Here is a 20,419-nt window from a genome sequence, read left to right as displayed (position 1 = left end):
GGGTTCGAACCATCACACGTATCCCGGTTCGATCCCTTACTCCCGCTAACGGATATCGACGCACCATGAGTATTACAGAACACGAACTTGAGATCAGACTCGAGGAGATCGAAGACCCCGACATCGGCGAGGACATCGTCTCGCTGGGGCTGGTCAACGACGTGACGATCGACGACGAGACCGCACGGATCTCGCTCGCGCTGAACGCGCCGTACGCGCCCTCGGAGATGGAACTGGGGAACCGGATCCGGGAACTCTGCGACGAGGTCGGTCTCGAGGCCGACCTCCGGGCACAGGCCGGCGCGGAGCACGGGTTCGACGACGAGGTTCTTCCTCGGGTGCGAAACGTCATCGCCGTCTCCTCCGGGAAAGGTGGCGTCGGCAAGACGACGATCGCGGCCAACCTCGCGGCCGGTCTCGAGAAACGCGGTGCCATGGTCGGCCTGCTCGACGCCGACATTCACGGGCCGAACGTCCCGCGGATCCTGCCGGTCGAGAGCGAACCGGGCGTCACCCCGAGCGAAGACATCGTCCCGCCGCGATCGGACGGCGTTCGGGTCATCAGTATGGGCTTCATGATGGAAGAGGAGGACGACCCCGCCATCCTGCGCGGACCGATGGTCAACAAGTTCATGCTGAAGTTCCTCGAGGGGGTCGAGTGGGGTCGGCTCGATTACCTCATCGTCGATCTCCCGCCGGGGACCGGCGACGCGACGCTGAACCTCCTGCAGTCGATGCCGGTCACCGGCGCAGTCGTCGTCACGACGCCACAGGAGATGGCGCTGGACGACACCCGGAAGGGCATCCAGATGTTCAACAAGCACGACACGCCCGTCCTCGGCGTCGTCGAGAACATGAGTTCGTTCATCTGTCCGACCTGCGACGACGAACACGGCCTGTTCGGCACCGAGGGAGCCCAGACGATCGTCGACAAGTACGACATCCCGCTGCTCGGTCAGATCCCGATCCACCCCGACTTCGGGGCCGAGGGGAGCGAAGGCGCGCTCGTCAAGGACGATCGAAGTCCGGTCCAGGATACCCTCGAGGAGTTCGTCGCCGAGACGGCCGATCGGGTCGGCGAAACCAACCGCCGGACGGTCGCCGAGCACAAGGGCGGTGAACCGGACAACGCGCTGCCGACCGAGACCGAGGACTGATACGGTCTGCTGTACCGGTTACCGGCACAACCGCGACCGTCTTGCGGGTGTGCCAGAACTGACGGGCAGCGGTTCGTTCGAGTGTCGCGTTTTTCTGCCGGTACCGATCGAGTCGCCGACGACGCTCGGTGTCGCTACTCGTCGAGCAGCGATTCGACGTACTTCGTGACGTGGTCGTCCATACGGCGTTTGTAGCCGGCCTGTCTCGCCAGCCGATCGAGTTCGCGGGCGACGAGACTCCCGTACTGGACGGCCTTTTTGTCGCGGTATGCGATTTTCTCGGGGAGATAGTCGGTCGCGACCAGCCGGAGGCCGCGCTTGCGCCTCTCCTCGTCGGCCAACAGGGCGTCGGGCAGACGGAGCGCGGCGTCGATCACGGCATCGTGGAGTAACGGCGTCACCGGCTCGAGCCCCGCCGCTTCGACGGTGAGCACGTCCCGCGGAAGCTGGTCGGGGAGGCTCCGGATCCCCTCCCGGACCGCGCCGCGGACCGTGTCGGCCTCGACGCGGTGATCGAGGTGGACGACCTTCTCGTAGCCGCCGAACAGTTCGTCGGCCCCCTGGCCGAGCGTGAGCGAATCGAAGCCGTCGGCGGCGATCCGCTCGCCGACCAGGTAGAGCGGCAGGGCGATCTGGACGTCCATCGCGTTCGTGCGCCCGATCGCTCGCGCGACCGCGGGCACGGCCCGCTCGAGGTCGGACGGTTCGAGGTCGACGACGGTGAGGTCGCGCCCCATCGCGTCCGCGGCCGTGCGCGCCGCCTCGACGTCGTGGCTGTCCGGGAAGCCGACGACGTACAGCGGCGCGTCGAGGAGTTCCGCGACGAGCGCCGAGTCGACGCCGCCGGAGAACGCGACGGCGACGTCCCCCGTGCCGGACGTCGCGGCGTCCGCGGCCGTCTCGATCGCCTCGCGAAGCCGATCGAGCGCCGCCGATCGATCGGGGTCGGGGTCGGGGTCGGGGAGGGACCAGCGGGTCGTGGGCGCGGGGTCGTCGGGCCCCACGACTGCGCCGGCGGGAACGAGTTCGGGATCGTCGAGCGCGGCCGGTTCGAACGCCCAGGCGTCGTCAGCCGTCGGGTCGTCGGCCCCTCTCTCGACGAATAGCGGCACCCGCCCGAGGACGTCGCGAACGAGCCGATCGTCCACGAGTCCTGCGAAGCCGGTCGTCCCGGGGAGCGGGTCGCCGGACGCGAGCGCGTCGCGAACGAGGGCCCGATCGGCGCCGCGAAGCGTCATCCGAACAGCCCCACGACGGTGTTCCTGAGTCGCCGCGTGACGCCGCCGCCGAACTGCCGGAGGCTGATGTGCCACGGCGTTCGTTTTCCCTCGACGGACGTCTTCCCCTCGCGGATCGCGTCGAGAATCGCGTCGGCGGATTGCTCGTCGGCGTCGACCCGGGTGACGGCCTGCCCGACCATCTCGCTGATGTGGGCGTCGCTCCCGGCGGTCATCGGGAGGTCGCGGCTCCGTGCGAACCGTTCCGCCTGCCGGTTCGCCCGCCCGGTCAGCAGCCGCGAGTTGTAGATCTCGATCGCGTCGCCCAGCGCGAGCTGGTCGCGCGAGATCCGGGCCATGACGCCGTGGCGCGACTCCTGGAACGGGTGCGGGATCACCGCGAGACCGCCCTGGTCGTGGATCGCCTCGATCGTCGACTCGTAAGAGAGACCGGGTGGTACGGCCTCCTCGACGCCCAGTCCGAGGACGTGGCCGGCCTTGCTGGAGATCTCGATTCCGGGGATGGCGACCAGCCCGTACTCGGGGGCGCGCTCGACGGCTTCGAGGCTCGCGTCGATCTCGTCGTGGTCCGTCACCGCGATCGCGTCGAGACCGACGGCCTTGGCCTGCTCTAAGATGAGCTCGACCGGGTCGCGGCCGTCGTAGGACAGCGACGAGTGCGTGTGGAGTTCGACCGACAGCACGAGTGATCGTTTTGCGCGATTGATCAAAAGCGCCCCGATAAGCGGACGGTCGAACGCGCTCGTCGATCGGTACGGCGCAGTGAGATTTCTGGTTGACGACGGGAGCAGTCGATCGCTCGCCGGGGTTTGTCAGGCAGAAATCGGCATTCGGACACGCGTCGATCTATAGTTGGAAAATCAATATCTCACGATAATTTTATAATCACGTTTCTTGATAGTCGGGCCGTATCCTCGTATGCACCGACGACGATTCATCGAACTGGGACTCGCGGCATCGGCACTGGCAGGGACGGTAAGCGCGCGCGACGATCGCTACCGGCCCGGCGGACCGTGGGCACCGAACGAGCGGGCCGTCAACTATAGCGGCTACCTCGACAACGACCAACTCGGCGAACGACTCCGCCGAATCGACGAGCGAAGCGATCGCGTCGACCTCGAACGGATCGGCGAATCCGCCGGGCGCGGCGATCCGATCTGGGAGGTGACCGTCGGCGACGGCGACGAGCGCGTCCACATCATCAACCAGATCCACGGCGACGAACCGACCGGCGCGGAGGCGATGGTCGAGATTCTGCAGCGGCTGGCGACCGGATCCGCGGCGGAGATCGATCGAATCCTGGACGAGTTGACGATCACGATCGTGCCGCGGGTGAACCCGGACGGGGCGAACTTCGTCGGCGACGACGGACTCGGGGACAACGGCGAGTTCCGCCAGCGGCGATACAACACGTCGACGTGGGCCGACGACGATTCCCGATACGCCAACGCGAATTCCTACGCGTACAATCTGGACGTCCCGGGGTACGACCTGAATCGCGGGTTCAGTATCGTTCCGGGATTCGAGCCCTTCGACGAACCCGAGGAGTGGTGGACCGTCGTCGACGAGGAGGCGAATCTGGGCTATCTCGACGTCCCGGTGGACCAGGTCCCGCTCGATCTGAAAGACGGCGATCCCTACGACGAACTCTGGAGCGCCGGACTGAACCTCAATCCGGAGACGCGGGCGGTCACCGAATCGTTCCTCGCTGCCGATCCTGACTGGGCGCTCACGCACCACCACCAGGGACCGACCGCCGTTCCCGAGGCCCCCGACGGGAATTCGGGCCCGCAGTGGCAATCGATCATGAGCGTGATGGCTCCCTACGGGCCGACGTACGCGAATCTCGAGGGCGTCGACTACGCTCCCTACGTCGCCGAGGGCAACCCGTTCATGTCCGTCGACGCGCAGACCCGTTCCCTCCAGCTGGCGGGGCTCGTTCCGGAACGGATGGACCAGTTCGGTCGCGGTCGACTCGACACGATCACGCGGTACGCGTACGGGCCGCTCTGGGGCTCGTATCTCGACGCGCTCTGTCCGCAGACCGACGCCGCGGGTGCGCTCTACGAGGTCTCCCACCAGAGCGATGATCGCGGCCAGAAGGCCCTCGGCACCATGGTGAAGGTCTCCGTCGAGGGGATCATGGCCACGTTCGAGCGAATCGCTGACGGATCGATCCACGACGTGGACGAGACGACCTACTTCGACCTGCCGATCCCGGAGGGGATCGACAATCCCCACGACGAACGCGGGTCCTCGTCGCGACGGCGATGACGCCGTAGCGATCGTCCCCCGAGTGCGTATCGCCCCGGTACGGGTCGCCGATCGCGCTCGCGTCGTACCGGACCATCCGCGGGACTCCGGCTGGACTAATGCACGATCGTGCGTATAGAAACCCATTTACCGTCCGACTTTCACCACCTAGGTGAATGAGTCTTGCCGATCCGGACCGCAAACTCGTCGTCGAGGAGCTGGGGCGAGAGCCGACGGCGGCGGAGGCGGCGCTGTTCGAGAACCTCTGGAGCGAACACTGCGCGTACCGCTCCTCGCGACCCCTGCTGTCGGCGTTCGAGAGCGAGGGGGAGCAGGTCGTCGTGGGGCCGGGCGACGACGCGGCGGTCGTCGCACTGCCGGGTGAGAACGCGGACGACGACGGGGACGGGACGACGTACATCACGATGGGCATCGAGAGCCACAATCATCCCTCCTACGTGGACCCGTTCGACGGCGCGGCGACCGGCGTCGGGGGCATCGTCCGGGACACCCTCTCGATGGGCGCGTACCCGATCGCGCTCGCGGACTCGCTGTACTTCGGCGAGTTCGATCGCGAACACTCGAAGTACCTCTTCGAGGGCGTCGTCGAGGGGATCAGCCACTACGGCAACTGCATCGGCGTTCCCACGGTCGCCGGGAGCGTCGACTTCCACCCCGACTACGAGGGGAACCCGCTGGTGAACGTCGCCTGCGTCGGCCTCACGAACGAGGAGCGACTCGTCACCGCCGAGGCCCAGGAACCCGGGAACAAACTCGTGCTCGTCGGCAACGCCACCGGTCGCGACGGCCTCGGCGGCGCGAGTTTCGCCAGCGAGGACCTCGCGGAGGACGCCGAGACCGAAGACCGACCCGCGGTCCAGGTCGGCGACCCCTACGCCGAAAAACTGCTCATCGAGGCCAACGAGGTCCTCGTCGACGAGGGCCTGATCGAGTCCGCCCGCGACCTCGGCGCGGCCGGCCTCGGCGGTGCCTCGAGCGAACTGGTCGCCAAGGGCGGCCTCGGTGCCCACATCGAACTCGATCGGGTCCACCAGCGCGAACCCAACATGTCGGCGCTCGAGATCCTGCTCGCCGAGTCCCAGGAGCGGATGTGTTACGAGGTCGAACCCGAAAACGTCGATCGCGTCGAGGAGGTCGCCGAGAAGTTCGATCTGGGCTGTTCGGTCATCGGCGAGGTCACGGACGGCAACTACGTCTGCACGTTCGAGGGGAGCGAGGCGCAACGCGCCTCGGACGACTCGAGCGGCGACGGTGCGGAGCCGCGAGAGCGCGAGACGGTCGTCGACGTCGACGCCTACTTCCTGGGCGAGGGCGCGCCGATGAACGAGTTAGAGAGCGAGGAACCGGACCAGCCCCCGACGGACCTCCCCGAGGTCGACCTCGTGGAGGCGTTCGAGACGATCGTCTCCAGTCCGAACACCGCCTCGAAGCGGTGGGTCTACCGCCAGTACGATCACGAGGTCGGCGTGCGGACGAGCGTCGGGCCGGGAGACGACGCGGCGATCATCGCGGTTCGCGAAGCCGAGCAAGGGCTCGCCATCTCTTCCGGTGCGGCACCGAACTGGACCAGCATCGCCCCGTACGCCGGCGCGAGAGCGATCGCGCTCGAGAACGCGACGAACATCGCGGCGAAGGGGGCGATCCCGCTGGCCGCGGTCGACTGCCTGAACGGCGGCAACCCCGAGAAACCCGACGTCTACGGCGGCTTCGAGGGGATCGTCGACGGGCTGGCCGAGATGTGCGAGACGCTGTCCACACCAGTCGTCGGCGGGAACGTCTCGCTGTACAACGACTCGGTGGCCGGCCCGATCCCCCCGACGCCGACGCTCGCGATGGTCGGGACGAAAGACGGCTACGACGCGCCGCCGCTCTCGGTCGCGCCCGAGGGCACCCTCCTCCTGGTCGGCGACCTCGGCCTCGCGAGCGAGCCCCAACTCGGGGGCTCCGAATACCTCGCGCGGTTCGACGGCAGCGATCGGTTCCCCGCCCTCCCCGAGGAACCCGCAGCCGTCGTCGAAACGCTCGCAAGCGTAGCGAACGACGATGCCACGCTGGCCGTCCACGACGTCAGTCACGGCGGTCTCGCCGTCGCGCTCGCCGAGATGGTCACCGGGGACGCCGGACTCGAGGTCTCGATCCCGGGTGCAGGCGACGACCCCGCGGGCGCACTCTTCCACGAACAGCCGGGTCGCGCGCTCGTCCAGACCAGGTCGCCCGACGCGGTCCGCGAGGCCTTCGACGGCGTCGCGCCGGTCCACGAACTCGGCTCGGCGACGGCCGACGGCCGGCTTTCGATCGCGGTCGGGGATCGGACGATCGCGACCGACGCGGCCGCCATCGCCGACCGGCGCGCGACGATCGAACGCGAACTCCAGTGACCCGAATCGTGACGAGAGACTCTGCCTGATACGGATTGCTGTACCGATTTACCGGCGCAACCGCGATCCGGGCGGCGGTTGCGCCGGAAATGACTTACAGTAAACCGTATGAAACTGGATCGGGGCGATTCGATCGGTCTCGATCGGTTCCGCCGGCGTCCGGAAATCGATCGCCGTCGATCGCCCGGAATTTTGATATACTCTCGGTACAACCCCTCCAACGAACCGGAGTCTCCGGAGGAACACGTCGATGGACCCAGAGCACCCGTCCGTCCTGATCGTCGAAGACGAGCCCGACCTCGCGAATCTCTACGCCGCGTGGCTCGACGAGGGGTACGACGTGTCGACGGCCTACGACGGGACCGAGGCGCTCGAATCCATCGAGGAGACCGTCGACATCGTCCTCCTCGATCGACGGATGCCGGGGCTCTCCGGGGACACCGTGCTCGATACCATCCGGGAGCGTGACCTCGACTGTCGCGTCGCGATGGTGACCGCGGTCGAACCCGACTTCGACATCATCGGGATGGGATTCGACGACTACCTCGTCAAACCCGTCTCGAAGGACGAACTGCACTCGATCATCGACCGGCTACTGCTCCGCTCGTCGTACGACGAGCAACTTCAGACCCTGTTCGCGCTCGCCTCGAAGAAAGCGCTGCTCGACGCCCAGAAGACCGAGGCCGAACGCAAGACGAGCCAGGAGTACGCCGAACTCGAGGATCGCCTGGCCGTGCTCAAGGCGAACGTCGCGGAGACGATGGAGGAACTCCTCGAGAGCGACAGCTACCGACGGCTCTGTCAGGACATCACGCGGGAGACAGTGTTCGAGGACTGATGCGGATTGCTGTAACGATGTACCGGCGCAACCGCCGCCCGGATCGCGGTTGCGCCGGAAATGACGTACAGTAAACCGTATGACAGCGTCACACGCCGGCGTCGATCGCCCGATCGGCGGTGCGCTTCGTCGCCGGTCACTGCAGGGCCGGGGATTCGCCCAGTTCGAGCGTCGTCACGTCCCTGATCTCGATGCGCGTTCCGCCGTGTTCGCCGTTGTCGACCGAGATCGTCCAGTCGTGAGCCTCCGCGATCGCTCGCACGAGCGCCAGTCCGAGGCCGTCGATCGCGGTCTCGTCGTCTGCGGAGGGGTCGAGGACCTGCTCGTGGGCGGTCGGCGGGATCTCGGTGGCGTCGTCGAGCAGGAAGAACCCGCGTGAGTCCTGCGACCGGCCGGTCCGGCCGGTGTTTTCGACGCCGACGACCCCGACCTGGACCGTCACGTCCGACTCGGCACGCGCCGCGATGTTGTCGAACGCCGTCTCGAGCAGGTGGACGAACCGATCGGCGTCGGCCCGGAGCATCGCCGACTGGTCGACGATGACCGCGTCGTCGTCGAGGCGGGACCGGTCGATCGCCGTCTCGATCGCCGATTCGAGGTCGATCCGGCTCCGGGGCCCGACGGCGGACGCGTTCCGGGCGAACTCCCGGACGTCGTCGACGAGGGTTTCGGCCCTGTCGAGCGTGGTCTCGACGGCATCGTCCGCGAGGGGGAACTCCCACTCGTCGGGTTCGTCCTCGAGCGCTTCCGATACCCGCTCGAGCTGGTCTTTCAGGTCGTTCGAGAGGATCTCCGCGACGGACTCGAGTCGTTCGGTCCGACGCTCGAGTTCCGTCGTTCGATCGCGGAGCATCCGCTCCCGGTCGGCCCGATCGAGCGCGGCCCGGGTGTTCTCGACGAGCGTCGAGAGCAGGTCGACGTCGGTCTCGTCGAACTGGTTGGGCGAGCGCGACCCGGTCATGAGGACGCCGTGGGTCCCGATCGGGGCGATGATCTCGGATCGGATGGGCGAGTCGGGGTTGTAGAGGCCCTCGACCGCCCGGAGATCGTCGAAGCGCTCGATCTCGCCGGACTCGAAGACGTCCCAGACGAGTCCCTCCCCAACATAAAAGCGGGGCAGGCCGCCGAACTCTTCGTGAGCACCCGCGGTGCCAGCGACGGGATCGAGATAGCCGTGTTCGTCGTCGAGCAACCAGACGCCGCTGATCGGGAACTCGAGCAGGTCGCTGCCCGCGTGGACGGCGATCGCACAGATCTCCTCCGGATCGTCGGACTCGAGGAGCCACCGGGTGATCTCGTGGAGCGACGTGACGACGCGCTCGTGTTCGTGCTGGTCGGTGACGTCGCGGAGGATGACGGCGACGGTCGCCCGGTTGTCCTCGATCGGGACGATCCGGAACTCGCCCATCCGATCGGTGCCGCCGGCGTCGGTAAAGGCGACCTCGAGGTTGCGCCGGTCGGCGTTTCCGACGTCGACGTCGGTGATCGCTCGGCCGATCTCGAGGGTGTCGACCGGATCGATTCCCGCGAGTTCGGGGACGATTTCGACGTGTTCGCCGATCAACGCCGATCGATCGACCCCGAGCAACGTCTCGAGCGCCCGGTTGACGGTGACGATCTCGCGGTTCCGGTCGAGCGTCACGACGCCGTCGTGGCCGGCCTCGACGACGGCCGCGTGCTGGGCCAGCGTCGTCTCCTGTCGCTTCCGGTGGGTGACGTCGCGCATGTAAACCGAGAGCCCGGTCTCGGAGGGGTAGGCCCGGGTCTCGAACCAGGTCTCGACGTTCGCGTGGTAGATGTCGAACGAGACGGGTACCTGTTCGTCCATCGCGCGGTAAAAGCCGTCCGGGAACTGTGTCTCGACGGTTTCGGGGAACTCGTCCCACATGACGCGACCGAGCAACTCCTCTCGCGACCGTTCGAGCAACGCCTCGGCCCGATCGTTGAGATAGGTGAACCGGAAGTCCGTATCGAGCGCGAAGAACGCGTCGGTGACCCGGTCGACGATCGGTACCGATCGTGACGTCACGGCTGTTCACCCCCGAACCCGCTCGACCCGTGACGGGCGTCCTGACAGCTAGAGCCCACTCCCGTTCCGGTCATCACTGGAGACAGTTATGTGCTACTACTCGAAGGCGGTATTTCAGTGTCGTGGCTGTTCGGCGCGACGGCGTCGTCCTGCCGGCGGCCGAGTCGGGCGCCGTCGCCGACGGGAGCCAGACGGACTGCTGTCATACGGACTGCTGTAGTCAATTACCGCCGATCACCGACCCCGTTCTGGTGATCGGCGGTAAATAGTTACAGCAATCCGTATCAGTCATTGCCCGCGCGACCGCGAGCAGTCCTGCGATCGCGCCGGCGAATCGGGACAGCAGACCGGATCAGCGTCCCGGGGGAGGTTCTTTCGTCCCTGCCGTGGTACCTACCCGCATGAACGTCGTCATCGTCGGCGGTGGCATCGTCGGCACGGCAATCGCGTCGCGACTCGGGGAGACGGACCACGACGTGACCCTGTTCGAACGAGCGGACATCGGCCGCGAAACGACGGCCGCCTCCGCGGGGATCGTGATGCGGGCCGCGGTCGAACCGGAACCGTTCGATCTGCGACTGCGATCGCGGGCGCGATCGGGGTACCGGGACCTGCTCGACTCGTCGTCGCTGGACCCGGAGGGACTGGGCGTACTCTACGTGGCTGAGACGCCCACGTTCGCCGATCGTCTCGCCGGGTCGGCGACGGCGCTCCGGGAGTACGGCGTCGACGCGTCGTTCGTCGAGGCGACGGAACTGGCCGAGTACGGCATCGAACCCGCGAGGTTCGCCGGTGCACTCTACACGCCCGCCGACACCGTGTTCGACGAACCGGGAGCGATCGCGACGGCCTTCGCCGATCGTGCACGTCGCAACGGCGTCGACGTCCGAACGGGCGTCGCGGTCACGAACGTCGAAACGACCGAGGGGGCCGTCTCGGGCGTCGTCACGGACGAGGGGAGGGTCGAAGCGGATCGCGTCGTCAACGCGACGGGGCCGTGGGCCCCGCGCCTGAACGAGGCGGTCGGCGTCTCGCTTCCGCTCTGTCACACGAAAGGGCCGATGGTCGAACTCGAGGCTGCCGAACCGATCGACGGCCCGGTAACCATCTTCGAGTCGAACCGGTACGTCCGGCCCGGGGTCGGTACCGACGGGACCCGGGCGTGGATCGGCGAATTCCTGACGACGTACGTCGACGGACAGCAGTACGATCCGGACACGCTCTCGGTCCCGGACGAATTCGTCGCGTCCGCCACCGAACTGGCGACCGACGTTCCTGCGCTCGCGGACGCGACAGTCGTCGATTCGTGGATCGGCCTCCGGACCGTCACCCCGGACGGCCGGCCGATCGTCGGCGAGACGTCGGTCGACGGGTTCGTCGTCGCCTGCGGGATGACCGGCCACGGGATCACGCTCGCGCCGGCCGTCGCCGACGTCGTCGGCGAAGCGATCGACGGCGAACCCGATCCAGACATTCGCGATCGACTCTCCCCCGATCGGTTCTCCTGATTCGATCGAACGAACGCTTATCTCCGGCCGTGTCAATTGGTGGCGTATGAACGTGATCGTGGTCGGCGGCGGCATCGTCGGCCTCTCGAGCGCGTACGCACTGGCAGAGCGCGGCGTCGACGTAACCGTCTGCGAGAAGGGATCGATCGGCGGCGGGAGCACCGAACGGGCGGCCGGCGGCATCCGCGCGCAGTTCTCGACGCCGGTCAACGTCGACCTCTCCCGCGAGAGCATGCGCGTCTGGGACGCGTTCGAGGAGCGGTTCGGCACCGACATCGACTACCGGAAGACGGGGTATCTCTTCCTCGCCCGGGACGAGGAGACCGCCGCGGCGTTCGAGGAGACGGTTGCCATGCAGAACGATCGCGGCGTCCCGAGCGAGGTGCTCGACCCGGATGCGGCCCGAGAGTACTGTTCCGGGATCGATCCCGAGCGGTTCGTCGCGGCGACGTACTCGCCGACGGACGGGGTCGCCGATCCGCACCTCGCGCTCCAGGCCTACGCCCGGGCGGCGAGCGACGCCGGGGTCGACGTGCGGACGAAGACGCCGGTGATCGACGTCCTCCGAGCGGACGGTTCCGGCCCCGGCACCGATCGCGACGGTCGGGTAACGGGTGTCGAGACGCCCGAGAGCCAACTCGAGGCCGAATTCGTCGTCAACGCGGCGGGGCCGTGGGCCGGACGGGTCGCCGAACTGGCCGACGTCTCGCTTCCGATCACGCCGAAGCGCCGACAGATCGCCGTCGTCGAACCCGAAACGGCGATTCCGGAGACGGATCCGCTGACGATCGACCTCGGAAGCGGCACCTACTTCCGACCCGATCGGGACGGCGACGCGCTCGTCGGCGGTCACCTCGCCGACGCCGATCCGGCGCGCGACCCGGGAGGATACGAAACGTCGATGGATTTCGACTGGGCCGCAGACGTCGTCGAGCGGACCAGCGAGTGGACGACCTACTTCGGTCCGGAGTCGCGGCTCAAGCGCGGCTGGGCGGGGCTGTACGCCGTGACGCCGGACGACAACGCGATCGTCGAGGAGACCCTTCCCGGGTTCATCACTGCCGCCGGCTTTTCAGGCCACGGCTTCCAGCACGCGCCCGCGACCGGTCGACTCGTCGCCGAACTGGCCGTCGACGGCGAGGTATCGCTCGTCGACGGCGAGGCGCTTTCGAGCGATCGGTTCGCGTCGGGTGAAAAGCGCACGGAACGCAACGTCGTCTAGGGTCAGAAGAACTCCCCGAGGTAGACGTCCCGCTCCGGGAACAGGTCCGCGAGCGTCGCGACCGTCTCCGGGGTCGCGTCCTGGAGTCGCCCCAGCCGATCGAGCGTCGCGGCCGATCGGGCGCCGACGGCGAGTTGCGAGAGCGTTGCCACGTCGAGCGTCACGTCCGGGTCGTCCGCGGCCGGCGAATCGATTCGCGCACACTCGGCGCGGCCGTCCGAGACGTCGAGGGAGAACGTCCGGTCGTTCCAGTCGGCGAGCGGGTCGGCGACCGCGAGCGTCAGCGATCGATCGAGGGACAGGTACGACAGCGCCGCCAGGGTGTCCGCGACGTCGACGATCCGGACCATCGGCCCGTTCTCGACGATCGTCTCGATCTCGTCGGGATCGGCCGCGGTCGCGCGCAGGAGGTCGTCCGCCGGCATCCGGAACCGGACGCGATCCACCTGCGAGTCGTGATCGTAACAGAACGCCAGCATCGCCCGGTAGGCCCCGTGATCGACGGCCGCCAGTTCCGTGACGGTCATCGTTTGCTCGCCGCCGTCGTCGTCGATCGTGTAGACGAGATACCCGTGCGGTTCCCCGTCCCGTTCGTACGCGTAGACGAACGGATCGACGTCGTGGCCGCCGAAGACGCGGTGGCGCCACCAGGTTTCGTCGCGATCGAGCGCGAGCGCGTGGCGATCGGTCCACTCGTCGTAGACCGGTTCGATCGCGTCGTACTCGTCGGCGTCGACCGGCCCGACGGAGCCCCGATCGCGATCCGCCGCGAACGAGAGGGCGCCCGGGTCACACTCGTGGGTGACGATCCGGTTGGCGGTGTCCCAGCCGTACTGCCGGTAGAAGCGGTACCGGAACGGCCACAGGACCGAGAACCGGACGCCGTGGGTGCGATACTCGGCGAGCGACTCGGCGAGAAGCTGGCGAACGTAGCCGGCGCGGCGATACTCGGGAGGTGTAGCGACCGACGCGAGCCCGGCGGTCGCGTGCGTCTCCCCGCGAACGTGGGCCTCGAGCCAGTAGTGACGACAGACGCAGCGCGGCCGCTCGTCGTCCGCATGTTCGTAAAGGCCGCGGCGAGCGCCGAGCGTCGCCCGCGGCGTGTCGTGCTCCGCTGGATCGTACGCCGGAACGCCCTCGTGGGGCGTGAACGCGTACCTTCGGTACTCGTGGAAGACGTCCCGCTCGTCCGGGATGGGACGGTAGTCGACCATACCAGCGAATGCGAGGCGATCGAGAAGAACGTTCGTAAACTGCGTTAGCCGTGGTCCGCGACGAACGCCTCGATCCGGGCCAGCGCCTCGCGGAGGTCCTCGAGACCCGTTGCGTAGGAGATCCGGAGGTGGCCCTCGCCGCCGTCGCCAAAGACGTCACCGGGGACGACGGCGACGCCCTGCTCGCGGAGGACGCCCTCCGCGAACTCCTCCGCGGTGAAGCCGTCGGGCACCTCGGGGAAACAGTAGAACGCCCCCTTCGCCTCGAAGACGTCGAGGCCGATCTCGCGAAACCGCGAGAGGACGAACTGGCGACGCCGATCGTACTGGTCGACCATCTCGCGGACGTCGTTCTCGCAGGAATCCAGCGCCTCGATGGCCGCGTGCTGGGCCGTCGTCGGGGCCGACAGCATCGTGTACTGGTGGATCTTGTTCATCGCCCCGATCGCGTCCGCCGGTCCCAGCGCGTAGCCGAGTCGGAGGCCGGTCATCGCGTGGGCTTTCGAGAACCCGTTGAAGACGATCGTCCGCTCGCGCATCCCCTCGAGGGTCGCGATCGAGGTGTGCTCGCCCTCGTAGGTCAACTCGGCGTAGATCTCGTCCGAGAAGACGGTGAGGTCGTGCTCGCGGGCGAACTCGGCGATCGGTTCGAGGTCCGCCTCGCGCATGATCGCGCCCGTCGGGTTGTTGGGGTAACAGACGACGAGCACGTCGGCGTCGGCCGCGCCCGCCGCTTCGAGTCCCTCGACGGTGAGTCGGAACTCGTCTTCCTTTCTCGTGGGGACCGGAAGCACCTCGCCGCCGGCGAAGATCACGCCGGGTTCGTAGGAGATGTACGACGGCTGGGCGATCGCGACCGTGTCGCCGGGGTCGACGAACGCCCGGAACGCAAGGTCGACCGCCTCGCTCGCGCCCGCGGTCACGATGATCTCCTCGCCCGGATTGTAGCCGAGGTCGAACCGATCTGCGACGTAGTCGGCGATCGACTCCCGGAGTTCGCGTTTCCCGCGGTTCGCTGTGTAGGAGGTCTTGCCCTGCTCCAGCGAGGTGATCGCGGCGTCCCGTGCGGCCCACGGGGTCGAGAAGTCGGGTTCGCCGACGCCGAGCGAGATAACATCGTCGCGCTCCTCGGCGATCTCGAAAAAGCGCCGGATACCCGATGGCGGGACCGCCCGGACGCGGTCCGACAGCTCGATCGTCATGGCGAGACAGAGAGCCGATCGTCGTCCTCCCCGTCGCCGAGTTCGATCCCGTTCTCCTTGTAGGAGGTCATCACGTAGTGGGTGACCGTCTGGGTGATCTCGGGGACGGGCGCGACCTTCTCGCTGATGAACTGCGAGACCTCCCGGATGGAGTCGCCCTCGACCTCCATGTCGAAGTCGTAGTCGCCGCTGACCAGCCGGAGTGCCTTGACCTGCGGGAACCGTGCGAGGCGCTCTGCGATGTCGTCGTAGCCCGTCTCGCGATCGAGCGTAACGTTCAACTCGACCTCGGCACGGACGCGTTCGTCTTCCAGTTTGTCCCAGTCGACGACGGCCTGGTAGCCACGAACGACGCCTGCCGCCTCGAGTTCCTCGATGGCTGCCTCGACCTCGCCGTCATCGAGGTCGGTCATTCGCGCGATGTCCGCCGCCGAGTACCGCGCGTTCTCACGAAGCAACTCGAGCACCTCGCGTTCGCTCATACCAACGGCAAGCAGAAGCGCGAGTAAAAGCGTTGTTCTTTTCAGGCCGATCGATCGCGGGACCGGTCGATCGGACCCCGTCCACGGCGGTCGACGGCGGGGCTACCGGTAGTTCTTGAACAGGAGCGCCCGGACGTCGTCTTTCGTCTGGACCTGTTCGCTCGAACCGTCCGGGAGTTCGACCTCGTACCGGTAGTCCGCCGAATCCGACTCCCCCCACTTGTCGTCGTGGGTCTCGAGCAGGCTCATCATCTCGTCGAGCATGTCGTCGTCGTCGGCCGAGCCGTCGCCGTCGTCCGCCGTCTCGTCCGCATCCCCGTCGGTCCCTGAATCGGCCTCGGCCGCGTCGTCGCCGTCCGGTTCGTCGGCAACGTCCGGTCCGTCGCCTGTGGGCTCCGGATCGGCCGATTCGTCGACGGGATCGATCGAGGACTCCCCCGGTTCCGACTCCTCGGACTCGACGTACGAGACCGATTCGAGGTCGTTCGGCTCCGGATCGCCGTGTATCGCGGCGCCGACCGACGCGGCGACGTCGTCCGCGGCGGAGGAGTCGAAGTCGCCCTCGATCTCGACGTCGTCCGCCAGGTTGTCGATCAGGAACTGGATCGCGTCCTGCTCGCGGACGAACCCGTACTTTCCGACGACGTCCTCGGCGATCTCTTCACGAAGGTGCTGGATGAACGCGTACTGTTCGTCAGTGACCTCGAGCGTCTTCATACACACGCGATATCACTGCGGGTACAAATAGGTGGGCCGTCGGTATCGCGCTCGAGAGTCGGTCGGCTCCGGCAGGCCACCCGTCACGACCGGTGTGCCGATCGATGTCCCGTCCAGGGCCCGTCCGATCGAACGGAGTCCTTACGGTCGAACGCACGCAACGGTCACCTATGGTCCTGAAAGAGTCCGATTCGAAGCTGGACGAGGGCGACCTCGCACCGGAGTTCGAACTGCCGGGAGTCGACGGCGAGACGTACTCGCTCGCGGACTTCGCCGACGACGAGGCGGTGCTGATCGTCTTCACCTGTAACCACTGTCCGTACGCCCAGGCCAAGTTCGACCTCCTCAACGACCTCGCGGCCGAGTACGACGACGTCTCGATCGTCGGGATCAATCCCAACGACGCCGCGGAGTATCCCGAGGACTCCTTCGAGACGATGCAGGAGTACGTCGAGGAGGGACGGATCCAGTACGACGCCTACCTGCGCGACGAGAGCCAGGCGGTCGCCGAGGCCTACGGCGCGGTCTGTACGCCCGACCCCTTCCTCTTCCGGCGCGAAGACGACGAGTTCCGACTCGTCTACCACGGCCGCCTCGACGACGCCCTGAATCCCGATGACGAACCGACCCGGTTCCACGCTCGCGAGGCGATCGAGTCCGTGCTGGCTGGCGAGGCGGTCGATCTGGAGTGGCAGCCGTCCCAGGGCTGTTCGATCAAGTGGACGGACGACTGATACGGATTGCTGTACGATTTACCGGCGCAACCGCGATCCGGGCGGCGGTTGCGCCGGAACTGACTTACAGTAAACCGTATGAGTCCACGGTCCGATCTGGTCGTCGAGGTCGATCGACGACGCGAGAATTCGGCGGATTCGATTATCGAACGGCGCGGCGATACTGGATCGGCCACTCCCGATCGCCGTCGAGGGTATCGCTCGATCGAAGGCCGAAGTAGGGGTCGCGCAGGAACTCCCGGCCAACGAGGACGAGGTCCGCGCGATCGTTGCGCACGAGGGCGTCGGCCTGTTCGGGTTCGGTGATCCCGCCGACCGCGCCGACGGCGACGTCCGTCCGCTCGCGGATCTCCTCGGCCAGTGGCACCTGAAAGTTCGGCCCGACGGGCGGTTCCTGATCGGGGTGAATCCCGCCCGAACTGACGTCGATCAGGTCCGCACCCAGGGCCGCGAGGTCGTCGGCGAGGCGGACCGATTCCTCGATCGTCCACGACTCCCGATCGTCGAGCCAGTCGGTGCCGGAGATGCGGACGAACACGGGTTTGTCGTCGGGCCAGACCTCCCGGACCGCCGCGGTGACCTCGCGGACGAGTCGCGATCGGTTCTCGAAACGCCCGCCGTAGTCGTCCCCGCGTCGGTTCGTGACGGGCGAGAGGAACTCGTGGAGGAGATAGCCGTGGGCTGCGTGGACTTCTGCGACCTCGAACCCGGCCGACAGCGCCCGTTCGGCGGCCGCACGGTAGTCGTCGATCACGCCCTGGATGTCATCCCCGGTCGCCTCTCGCATCGACGGCCGATCGCCGTCGAACGGCGGGTAGGCGTCGGGCGAGGGCGAGAGCACCTCCCATCCCTTCTCCGCGTCAGCAGGGATGGGAACGTTGCCCTCCCAGGGACGGGTCTTGCTCGCCTTGTGGCCCGCGTGGGCGAGCTGGATCGCCGGCACCCCTCCCTGATCGCGGATGAACTCGGCGGTCGGGGCGAGCGCCGCCGCGTGATCGTCGCTCCAGATCCCGAGGTCGTGGGGCGTGATCCGGCCCTGAGGATTGACAGCGGTCGCTTCGGTCATGACGATCCCGGCCCCGCCGACGGCGCGACTGCCGAGGTGGACGCGGTGCCACTCCGTCGGGAGCCCGTCCGGCTCGCAGGAGTACTGGCACATCGGCGAGACGGCGATGCGGTTCGGAATTTCGAGGTCACGAAGTGGCAGTGGCGCGAAGAGGTCGGTCATCGCCGGGCCTTGACAGCGCGGGGAGTAAACGCCCGTGAACGGGGACGGACTTGCCGGGTCGTGTCCGCGACTCGCGGGGAGACGGAGCAACCATTTGGTTCTCCGGACACGAGCACGAGCATGACCACTGCATCGCGACCGTCCCTCCGCGACCGCTTCGACGCCGATCGTCCACTCGTCGGTATGGTACATCTTCCGGCCCTTCCGGGCGCGCCGGCGGCGGACGGCGATCGAGACGCGATCCGGACCCGGATGCTCGAGGATGCGCGTCGGCTCGAAGCCGGGGGCGTCGACGGCATTATCCTCGAGAACTTCGGGGACGCGCCGTTCTACCCCGACGACGTTCCGAAACACGTCGTCGCCGACCTGACCGCGCTCGCGGTGGCCCTGACCGACGCGGTCGACGTCCCCGTCGGCATCAACGTGCTCCGGAACGACACGACTGCGGCCCTCTCGATCGCCGCCGCCGCGGACGCCGCCTTCGTCCGGGTCAACGTCCACGTCGGGTCGGCCGCGACGGACCAGGGGGTGATCGAGGGCCGGGCACACGAGACCCTTCGGCTCCGCGATCGGATCGACGCCGACGTCGCGATCCTCGCTGACGTCCACGTCAAGCACGCGACGCCGATCGGGGACCGAGATATCGAGCGGACGGCGATCGAGACCGTCGAGCGCGGGCGTGCGGACGGTCTGATCGTCTCCGGACCCGGAACCGGCCGCGAGACCGAACTCGAGGACGTCGACCGGGTCGCCGGCGCGGTCGCGAGGTCGGGAGTCGATCGCTCGGTCCCCGTGTTCGTCGGGAGCGGTGTCACTGCAGAGACGATCGGGGACTGCTTCGCGGCCGGTGCCGACGGCGCGATCGTCGGCACGGCACTGAAGAAGGACGGAGAGACGACGAACCCGGTTTCCGAAGAGCGGGTCCGTCGGGTGGTCGCGGCGCGGGGCGGCGACAGCTAGCCGCCGAGCATCAGCGGACCGATCAGCACCCCCATCAGGTGGACGCGGCGGGCCCGCAGCCGAACCGGAACCATCCCGATCGTCGCGGCGACGACGAAGACGACGACGCCGATCGGGCCCGTAAACAGGAACGACAGGACGACGAGCAGCACCAGCACTGACGCCGAAATCTTCCAGTACGACGTCTTTCCGACGAGATCCAGGTACACGTCGCCGACGACGCAAACGAGGACGAAGCCGGACAGCCCCGCGATCGCGACGGCCGCGAGCAGGATCGGGAGGTCGAGCGGTGCGTTCGCGCTCTCGAACGCGACCATCACGCCCGTCCGGGGCTGGCCGATCGCGACCAGCGCGAACAGCGCGAAGATGGTGTTGGCCGTATCGACGCCGCTCGTCGCGACGATGTATCCGCGATCGCCGGCGTCGGCGGGGACGACGACGAGTGCTGCGACCGCGGCGATCGCGGCCGAGATTCCGGGGACGTAGCCGACGATCGCGCCCGCGAACGCGCCGGCGACGGCGGTCACCGCGACCAGTCGACTGGAGATGGCGATCGTCTCGCCGTCCTGTGGCGGGACGCCGCCGCCGCGGATCGCGTCGATGAGGACGGGCGCGCCGAACAGGCCGGCGAACAGCGGCGCGAGAGTTCCGCCGGCGTCGAGCGGCGCGTCGGGGGAGAGATCGAGGGTCAGCAGGCCGAGTCCGGCAGCGAGGGCGAACGAGAGGAGTCCACCTGCCCGGGTTCGCCAGGTTCGTTCGGACGCGACCAGGGCGACGACGACCATCGCCAGCAGGAGCGGCAAGGACGATCGGATCGTCGGATAGGTCGCGGTCATGGCCCACGTCACGGGGATCGCCAGCGGGATCGCCGCGAGCACGGCGAGCAGACTCCCGAGCGCCGACAGCCGGATCGCCTCGTGGCCGCGGCCAGCGAGGACGAGCCGATGGCCCGGGAGTGCGGTGACCGCCATCTCCGCGTCCGGCACCCCCAGCGCCATCGCGGGGACGGCGTTGAGAAACGTGTGGACGACGCCCGCGGCGAGCATCGCACAGCCGACGAACAGCGGCGGGCCGGGGACCGACGGCGCGACCCCCGCGAGCAGGAGTGCGAAGTTGTTGGCGTGTAGTCCCGGGACGAGTCCGCTACAGCTGCCGAGAAGCGCTCCAGCCAGAATCCAGCCGAGCAACTGCACCGTCAGCCTCGGTTCGACGACGAACTCGACGGGGACGGCCATCGT

The 20,419-nt window shown here is 67.7% G+C and carries 18 protein-coding genes; 9 read left to right on the top strand and 9 right to left on the bottom strand.

Annotation, left to right across the window (positions count from 1 at the left end; genetic code table 11):
• Nucleotides 1-65: 65 nt before the first annotated feature.
• A complete protein-coding gene (locus tag MUN73_RS19735) occupies nt 66-1,157 on the top strand; it encodes an Mrp/NBP35 family ATP-binding protein (RefSeq protein ID WP_250142232.1) in 1,092 nt (363 codons plus the stop codon).
• A gap of 134 nt (nt 1,158-1,291) precedes the next feature.
• On the opposite strand, the gene MUN73_RS19730 is transcribed toward MUN73_RS19735, so the two are convergent.
• A complete protein-coding gene (locus MUN73_RS19730) occupies nt 1,292-2,395 on the bottom strand; it encodes an asparagine synthase C-terminal domain-containing protein (RefSeq protein WP_250142231.1) in 1,104 nt (367 codons plus the stop codon).
• Entirely contained in the window at nt 2,392-3,078 is a 687-nt protein-coding gene (locus MUN73_RS19725) for a PHP domain-containing protein (protein ID WP_250142230.1), read from the bottom strand. Before MUN73_RS19725 ends, MUN73_RS19730 begins: the two co-directional genes overlap by 4 nt.
• 235 nt (nt 3,079-3,313) lie before the next feature.
• Between MUN73_RS19725 and MUN73_RS19720 the strand changes: the two genes are divergently transcribed.
• The 3 genes from MUN73_RS19720 (at nt 3,314) to MUN73_RS19710 (ending at nt 7,885) form a co-directional block, all read left to right on the top strand.
• Nucleotides 3,314-4,669 (top strand): M14 family zinc carboxypeptidase, encoded by a 1,356-nt coding sequence (locus MUN73_RS19720; protein WP_250142229.1) that lies wholly within the window; start codon nt 3,314-3,316, stop codon nt 4,667-4,669.
• A gap of 155 nt (nt 4,670-4,824) precedes the next feature.
• On the top strand, nt 4,825-7,047 hold the full coding sequence (gene purL / locus MUN73_RS19715) for a phosphoribosylformylglycinamidine synthase subunit PurL (RefSeq protein WP_250142228.1): 2,223 nt from the start codon (nt 4,825-4,827) through the stop codon (nt 7,045-7,047).
• Nucleotides 7,048-7,297: 250 nt separating this feature from the next.
• Nucleotides 7,298-7,885 (top strand): response regulator transcription factor, encoded by a 588-nt coding sequence (locus MUN73_RS19710; protein ID WP_250142227.1) that lies wholly within the window; start codon nt 7,298-7,300, stop codon nt 7,883-7,885.
• Nucleotides 7,886-8,021: 136 nt separating this feature from the next.
• On the opposite strand, the gene MUN73_RS19705 is transcribed toward MUN73_RS19710, so the two are convergent.
• On the bottom strand, nt 8,022-9,914 hold the full coding sequence (locus tag MUN73_RS19705; RefSeq protein ID WP_250142226.1) for a PAS domain-containing protein: 1,893 nt from the start codon (nt 9,912-9,914) through the stop codon (nt 8,022-8,024).
• Between the two features lie 122 nt (nt 9,915-10,036).
• Here MUN73_RS19705 and MUN73_RS19700 point away from each other — a divergent pair, with 122 nt between their 5' ends.
• The 3 genes from MUN73_RS19700 to MUN73_RS19690 all read left to right on the top strand — a co-directional run bounded on the left by MUN73_RS19700 (nt 10,037) and on the right by MUN73_RS19690 (nt 12,644).
• Nucleotides 10,037-10,183 carry a hypothetical protein gene (locus MUN73_RS19700; RefSeq protein ID WP_250142225.1) on the top strand — a complete coding sequence of 49 codons (147 nt, stop codon included), beginning with the start codon at nt 10,037-10,039 and terminating at the stop codon, nt 10,181-10,183.
• Nucleotides 10,184-10,315: 132 nt separating this feature from the next.
• Entirely contained in the window at nt 10,316-11,422 is a 1,107-nt protein-coding gene (locus tag MUN73_RS19695; protein WP_250142224.1) for an NAD(P)/FAD-dependent oxidoreductase, read from the top strand.
• A 46-nt stretch (nt 11,423-11,468) separates the two neighbouring features.
• The gene (locus MUN73_RS19690) at nt 11,469-12,644 is read left to right on the top strand and encodes an NAD(P)/FAD-dependent oxidoreductase (protein WP_250142223.1); all 1,176 of its coding nucleotides are present in this window, start codon (nt 11,469-11,471) and stop codon (nt 12,642-12,644) included.
• A 2-nt stretch (nt 12,645-12,646) separates the two neighbouring features.
• On the opposite strand, the gene MUN73_RS19685 is transcribed toward MUN73_RS19690, so the two are convergent.
• The 4 genes from MUN73_RS19685 to MUN73_RS19670 form a co-directional block, all read right to left on the bottom strand.
• Entirely contained in the window at nt 12,647-13,858 is a 1,212-nt protein-coding gene (locus MUN73_RS19685; protein ID WP_250142222.1) for a GNAT family N-acetyltransferase, read from the bottom strand.
• A gap of 44 nt (nt 13,859-13,902) precedes the next feature.
• Nucleotides 13,903-15,060 carry a pyridoxal phosphate-dependent aminotransferase gene (locus MUN73_RS19680; protein ID WP_250142221.1) on the bottom strand — a complete coding sequence of 386 codons (1,158 nt, stop codon included), beginning with the start codon at nt 15,058-15,060 and terminating at the stop codon, nt 13,903-13,905.
• Entirely contained in the window at nt 15,057-15,542 is a 486-nt protein-coding gene (locus MUN73_RS19675) for an Lrp/AsnC family transcriptional regulator (protein WP_250142220.1), read from the bottom strand. The genes MUN73_RS19680 and MUN73_RS19675 overlap by 4 nt, the downstream gene beginning before the upstream one ends.
• Before the next feature lie 102 nt (nt 15,543-15,644).
• Nucleotides 15,645-16,259, bottom strand: a complete 615-nt coding sequence (locus MUN73_RS19670) for a hypothetical protein (RefSeq protein WP_250142219.1) — start codon at nt 16,257-16,259, stop codon at nt 15,645-15,647.
• A 170-nt stretch (nt 16,260-16,429) separates the two neighbouring features.
• Between MUN73_RS19670 and MUN73_RS19665 the strand changes: the two genes are divergently transcribed.
• Entirely contained in the window at nt 16,430-16,993 is a 564-nt protein-coding gene (locus MUN73_RS19665; RefSeq protein WP_250142218.1) for a thioredoxin family protein, read from the top strand.
• Nucleotides 16,994-17,135: 142 nt separating this feature from the next.
• Here the strand turns inward: MUN73_RS19665 and MUN73_RS19660 are convergent, their stop codons facing one another.
• Nucleotides 17,136-18,221 carry an NADH:flavin oxidoreductase/NADH oxidase gene (locus tag MUN73_RS19660; RefSeq protein ID WP_250142217.1) on the bottom strand — a complete coding sequence of 362 codons (1,086 nt, stop codon included), beginning with the start codon at nt 18,219-18,221 and terminating at the stop codon, nt 17,136-17,138.
• A gap of 120 nt (nt 18,222-18,341) precedes the next feature.
• On the opposite strand from MUN73_RS19660, the gene MUN73_RS19655 reads away from it, so the two are divergent.
• Nucleotides 18,342-19,181, top strand: coding sequence for a BtpA/SgcQ family protein (locus tag MUN73_RS19655; RefSeq protein WP_250142216.1), 840 nt, complete (start codon nt 18,342-18,344; stop codon nt 19,179-19,181).
• Here MUN73_RS19655 and MUN73_RS19650 read toward each other — a convergent pair.
• On the bottom strand, nt 19,178-20,416 hold the full coding sequence (locus MUN73_RS19650; protein WP_250142215.1) for a tripartite tricarboxylate transporter permease: 1,239 nt from the start codon (nt 20,414-20,416) through the stop codon (nt 19,178-19,180). The genes MUN73_RS19655 and MUN73_RS19650 overlap by 4 nt on opposite strands.
• Nucleotides 20,417-20,419 lie beyond the last annotated feature (3 nt).

Origin of the sequence: Halosolutus amylolyticus (genome assembly GCF_023566055.1) — an archaeon.
Classification (GTDB): Archaea; Halobacteriota; Halobacteria; order Halobacteriales; family Natrialbaceae; genus Halosolutus; species Halosolutus amylolyticus.
Note: the sequence above shows the minus strand (reverse complement) of the source record. Positions and strands in the feature narration are given on the sequence as shown.

What these genes read in the sequence shown, in the direction of transcription:
- MUN73_RS19710 (WP_250142227.1), top strand. Translation starts at nt 7,298, where the DNA reads ATGGACCCAGAGCACCCGTCCGTCCTGATCGTCGAAGACGAGCCCGAC.
- MUN73_RS19665 (WP_250142218.1), top strand. Translation starts at nt 16,430, where the DNA reads ATGGTCCTGAAAGAGTCCGATTCGAAGCTGGACGAGGGCGACCTCGCA.
- MUN73_RS19720 (WP_250142229.1), top strand. Translation starts at nt 3,314, where the DNA reads ATGCACCGACGACGATTCATCGAACTGGGACTCGCGGCATCGGCACTG.
- MUN73_RS19690 (WP_250142223.1), top strand. Translation starts at nt 11,469, where the DNA reads ATGAACGTGATCGTGGTCGGCGGCGGCATCGTCGGCCTCTCGAGCGCG.
- MUN73_RS19675 (WP_250142220.1), bottom strand. Translation starts at nt 15,542, where the DNA reads ATGAGCGAACGCGAGGTGCTCGAGTTGCTTCGTGAGAACGCGCGGTAC.
- MUN73_RS19650 (WP_250142215.1), bottom strand. Translation starts at nt 20,416, where the DNA reads ATGGCCGTCCCCGTCGAGTTCGTCGTCGAACCGAGGCTGACGGTGCAG.
- MUN73_RS19695 (WP_250142224.1), top strand. Translation starts at nt 10,316, where the DNA reads ATGAACGTCGTCATCGTCGGCGGTGGCATCGTCGGCACGGCAATCGCG.
- MUN73_RS19660 (WP_250142217.1), bottom strand. Translation starts at nt 18,221, where the DNA reads ATGACCGACCTCTTCGCGCCACTGCCACTTCGTGACCTCGAAATTCCG.
- MUN73_RS19685 (WP_250142222.1), bottom strand. Translation starts at nt 13,858, where the DNA reads ATGGTCGACTACCGTCCCATCCCGGACGAGCGGGACGTCTTCCACGAG.
- purL (WP_250142228.1), top strand. Translation starts at nt 4,825, where the DNA reads ATGAGTCTTGCCGATCCGGACCGCAAACTCGTCGTCGAGGAGCTGGGG.
- MUN73_RS19735 (WP_250142232.1), top strand. Translation starts at nt 66, where the DNA reads ATGAGTATTACAGAACACGAACTTGAGATCAGACTCGAGGAGATCGAA.
- MUN73_RS19680 (WP_250142221.1), bottom strand. Translation starts at nt 15,060, where the DNA reads ATGACGATCGAGCTGTCGGACCGCGTCCGGGCGGTCCCGCCATCGGGT.
- MUN73_RS19730 (WP_250142231.1), bottom strand. Translation starts at nt 2,395, where the DNA reads ATGACGCTTCGCGGCGCCGATCGGGCCCTCGTTCGCGACGCGCTCGCG.
- MUN73_RS19670 (WP_250142219.1), bottom strand. Translation starts at nt 16,259, where the DNA reads ATGAAGACGCTCGAGGTCACTGACGAACAGTACGCGTTCATCCAGCAC.
- MUN73_RS19655 (WP_250142216.1), top strand. Translation starts at nt 18,342, where the DNA reads ATGACCACTGCATCGCGACCGTCCCTCCGCGACCGCTTCGACGCCGAT.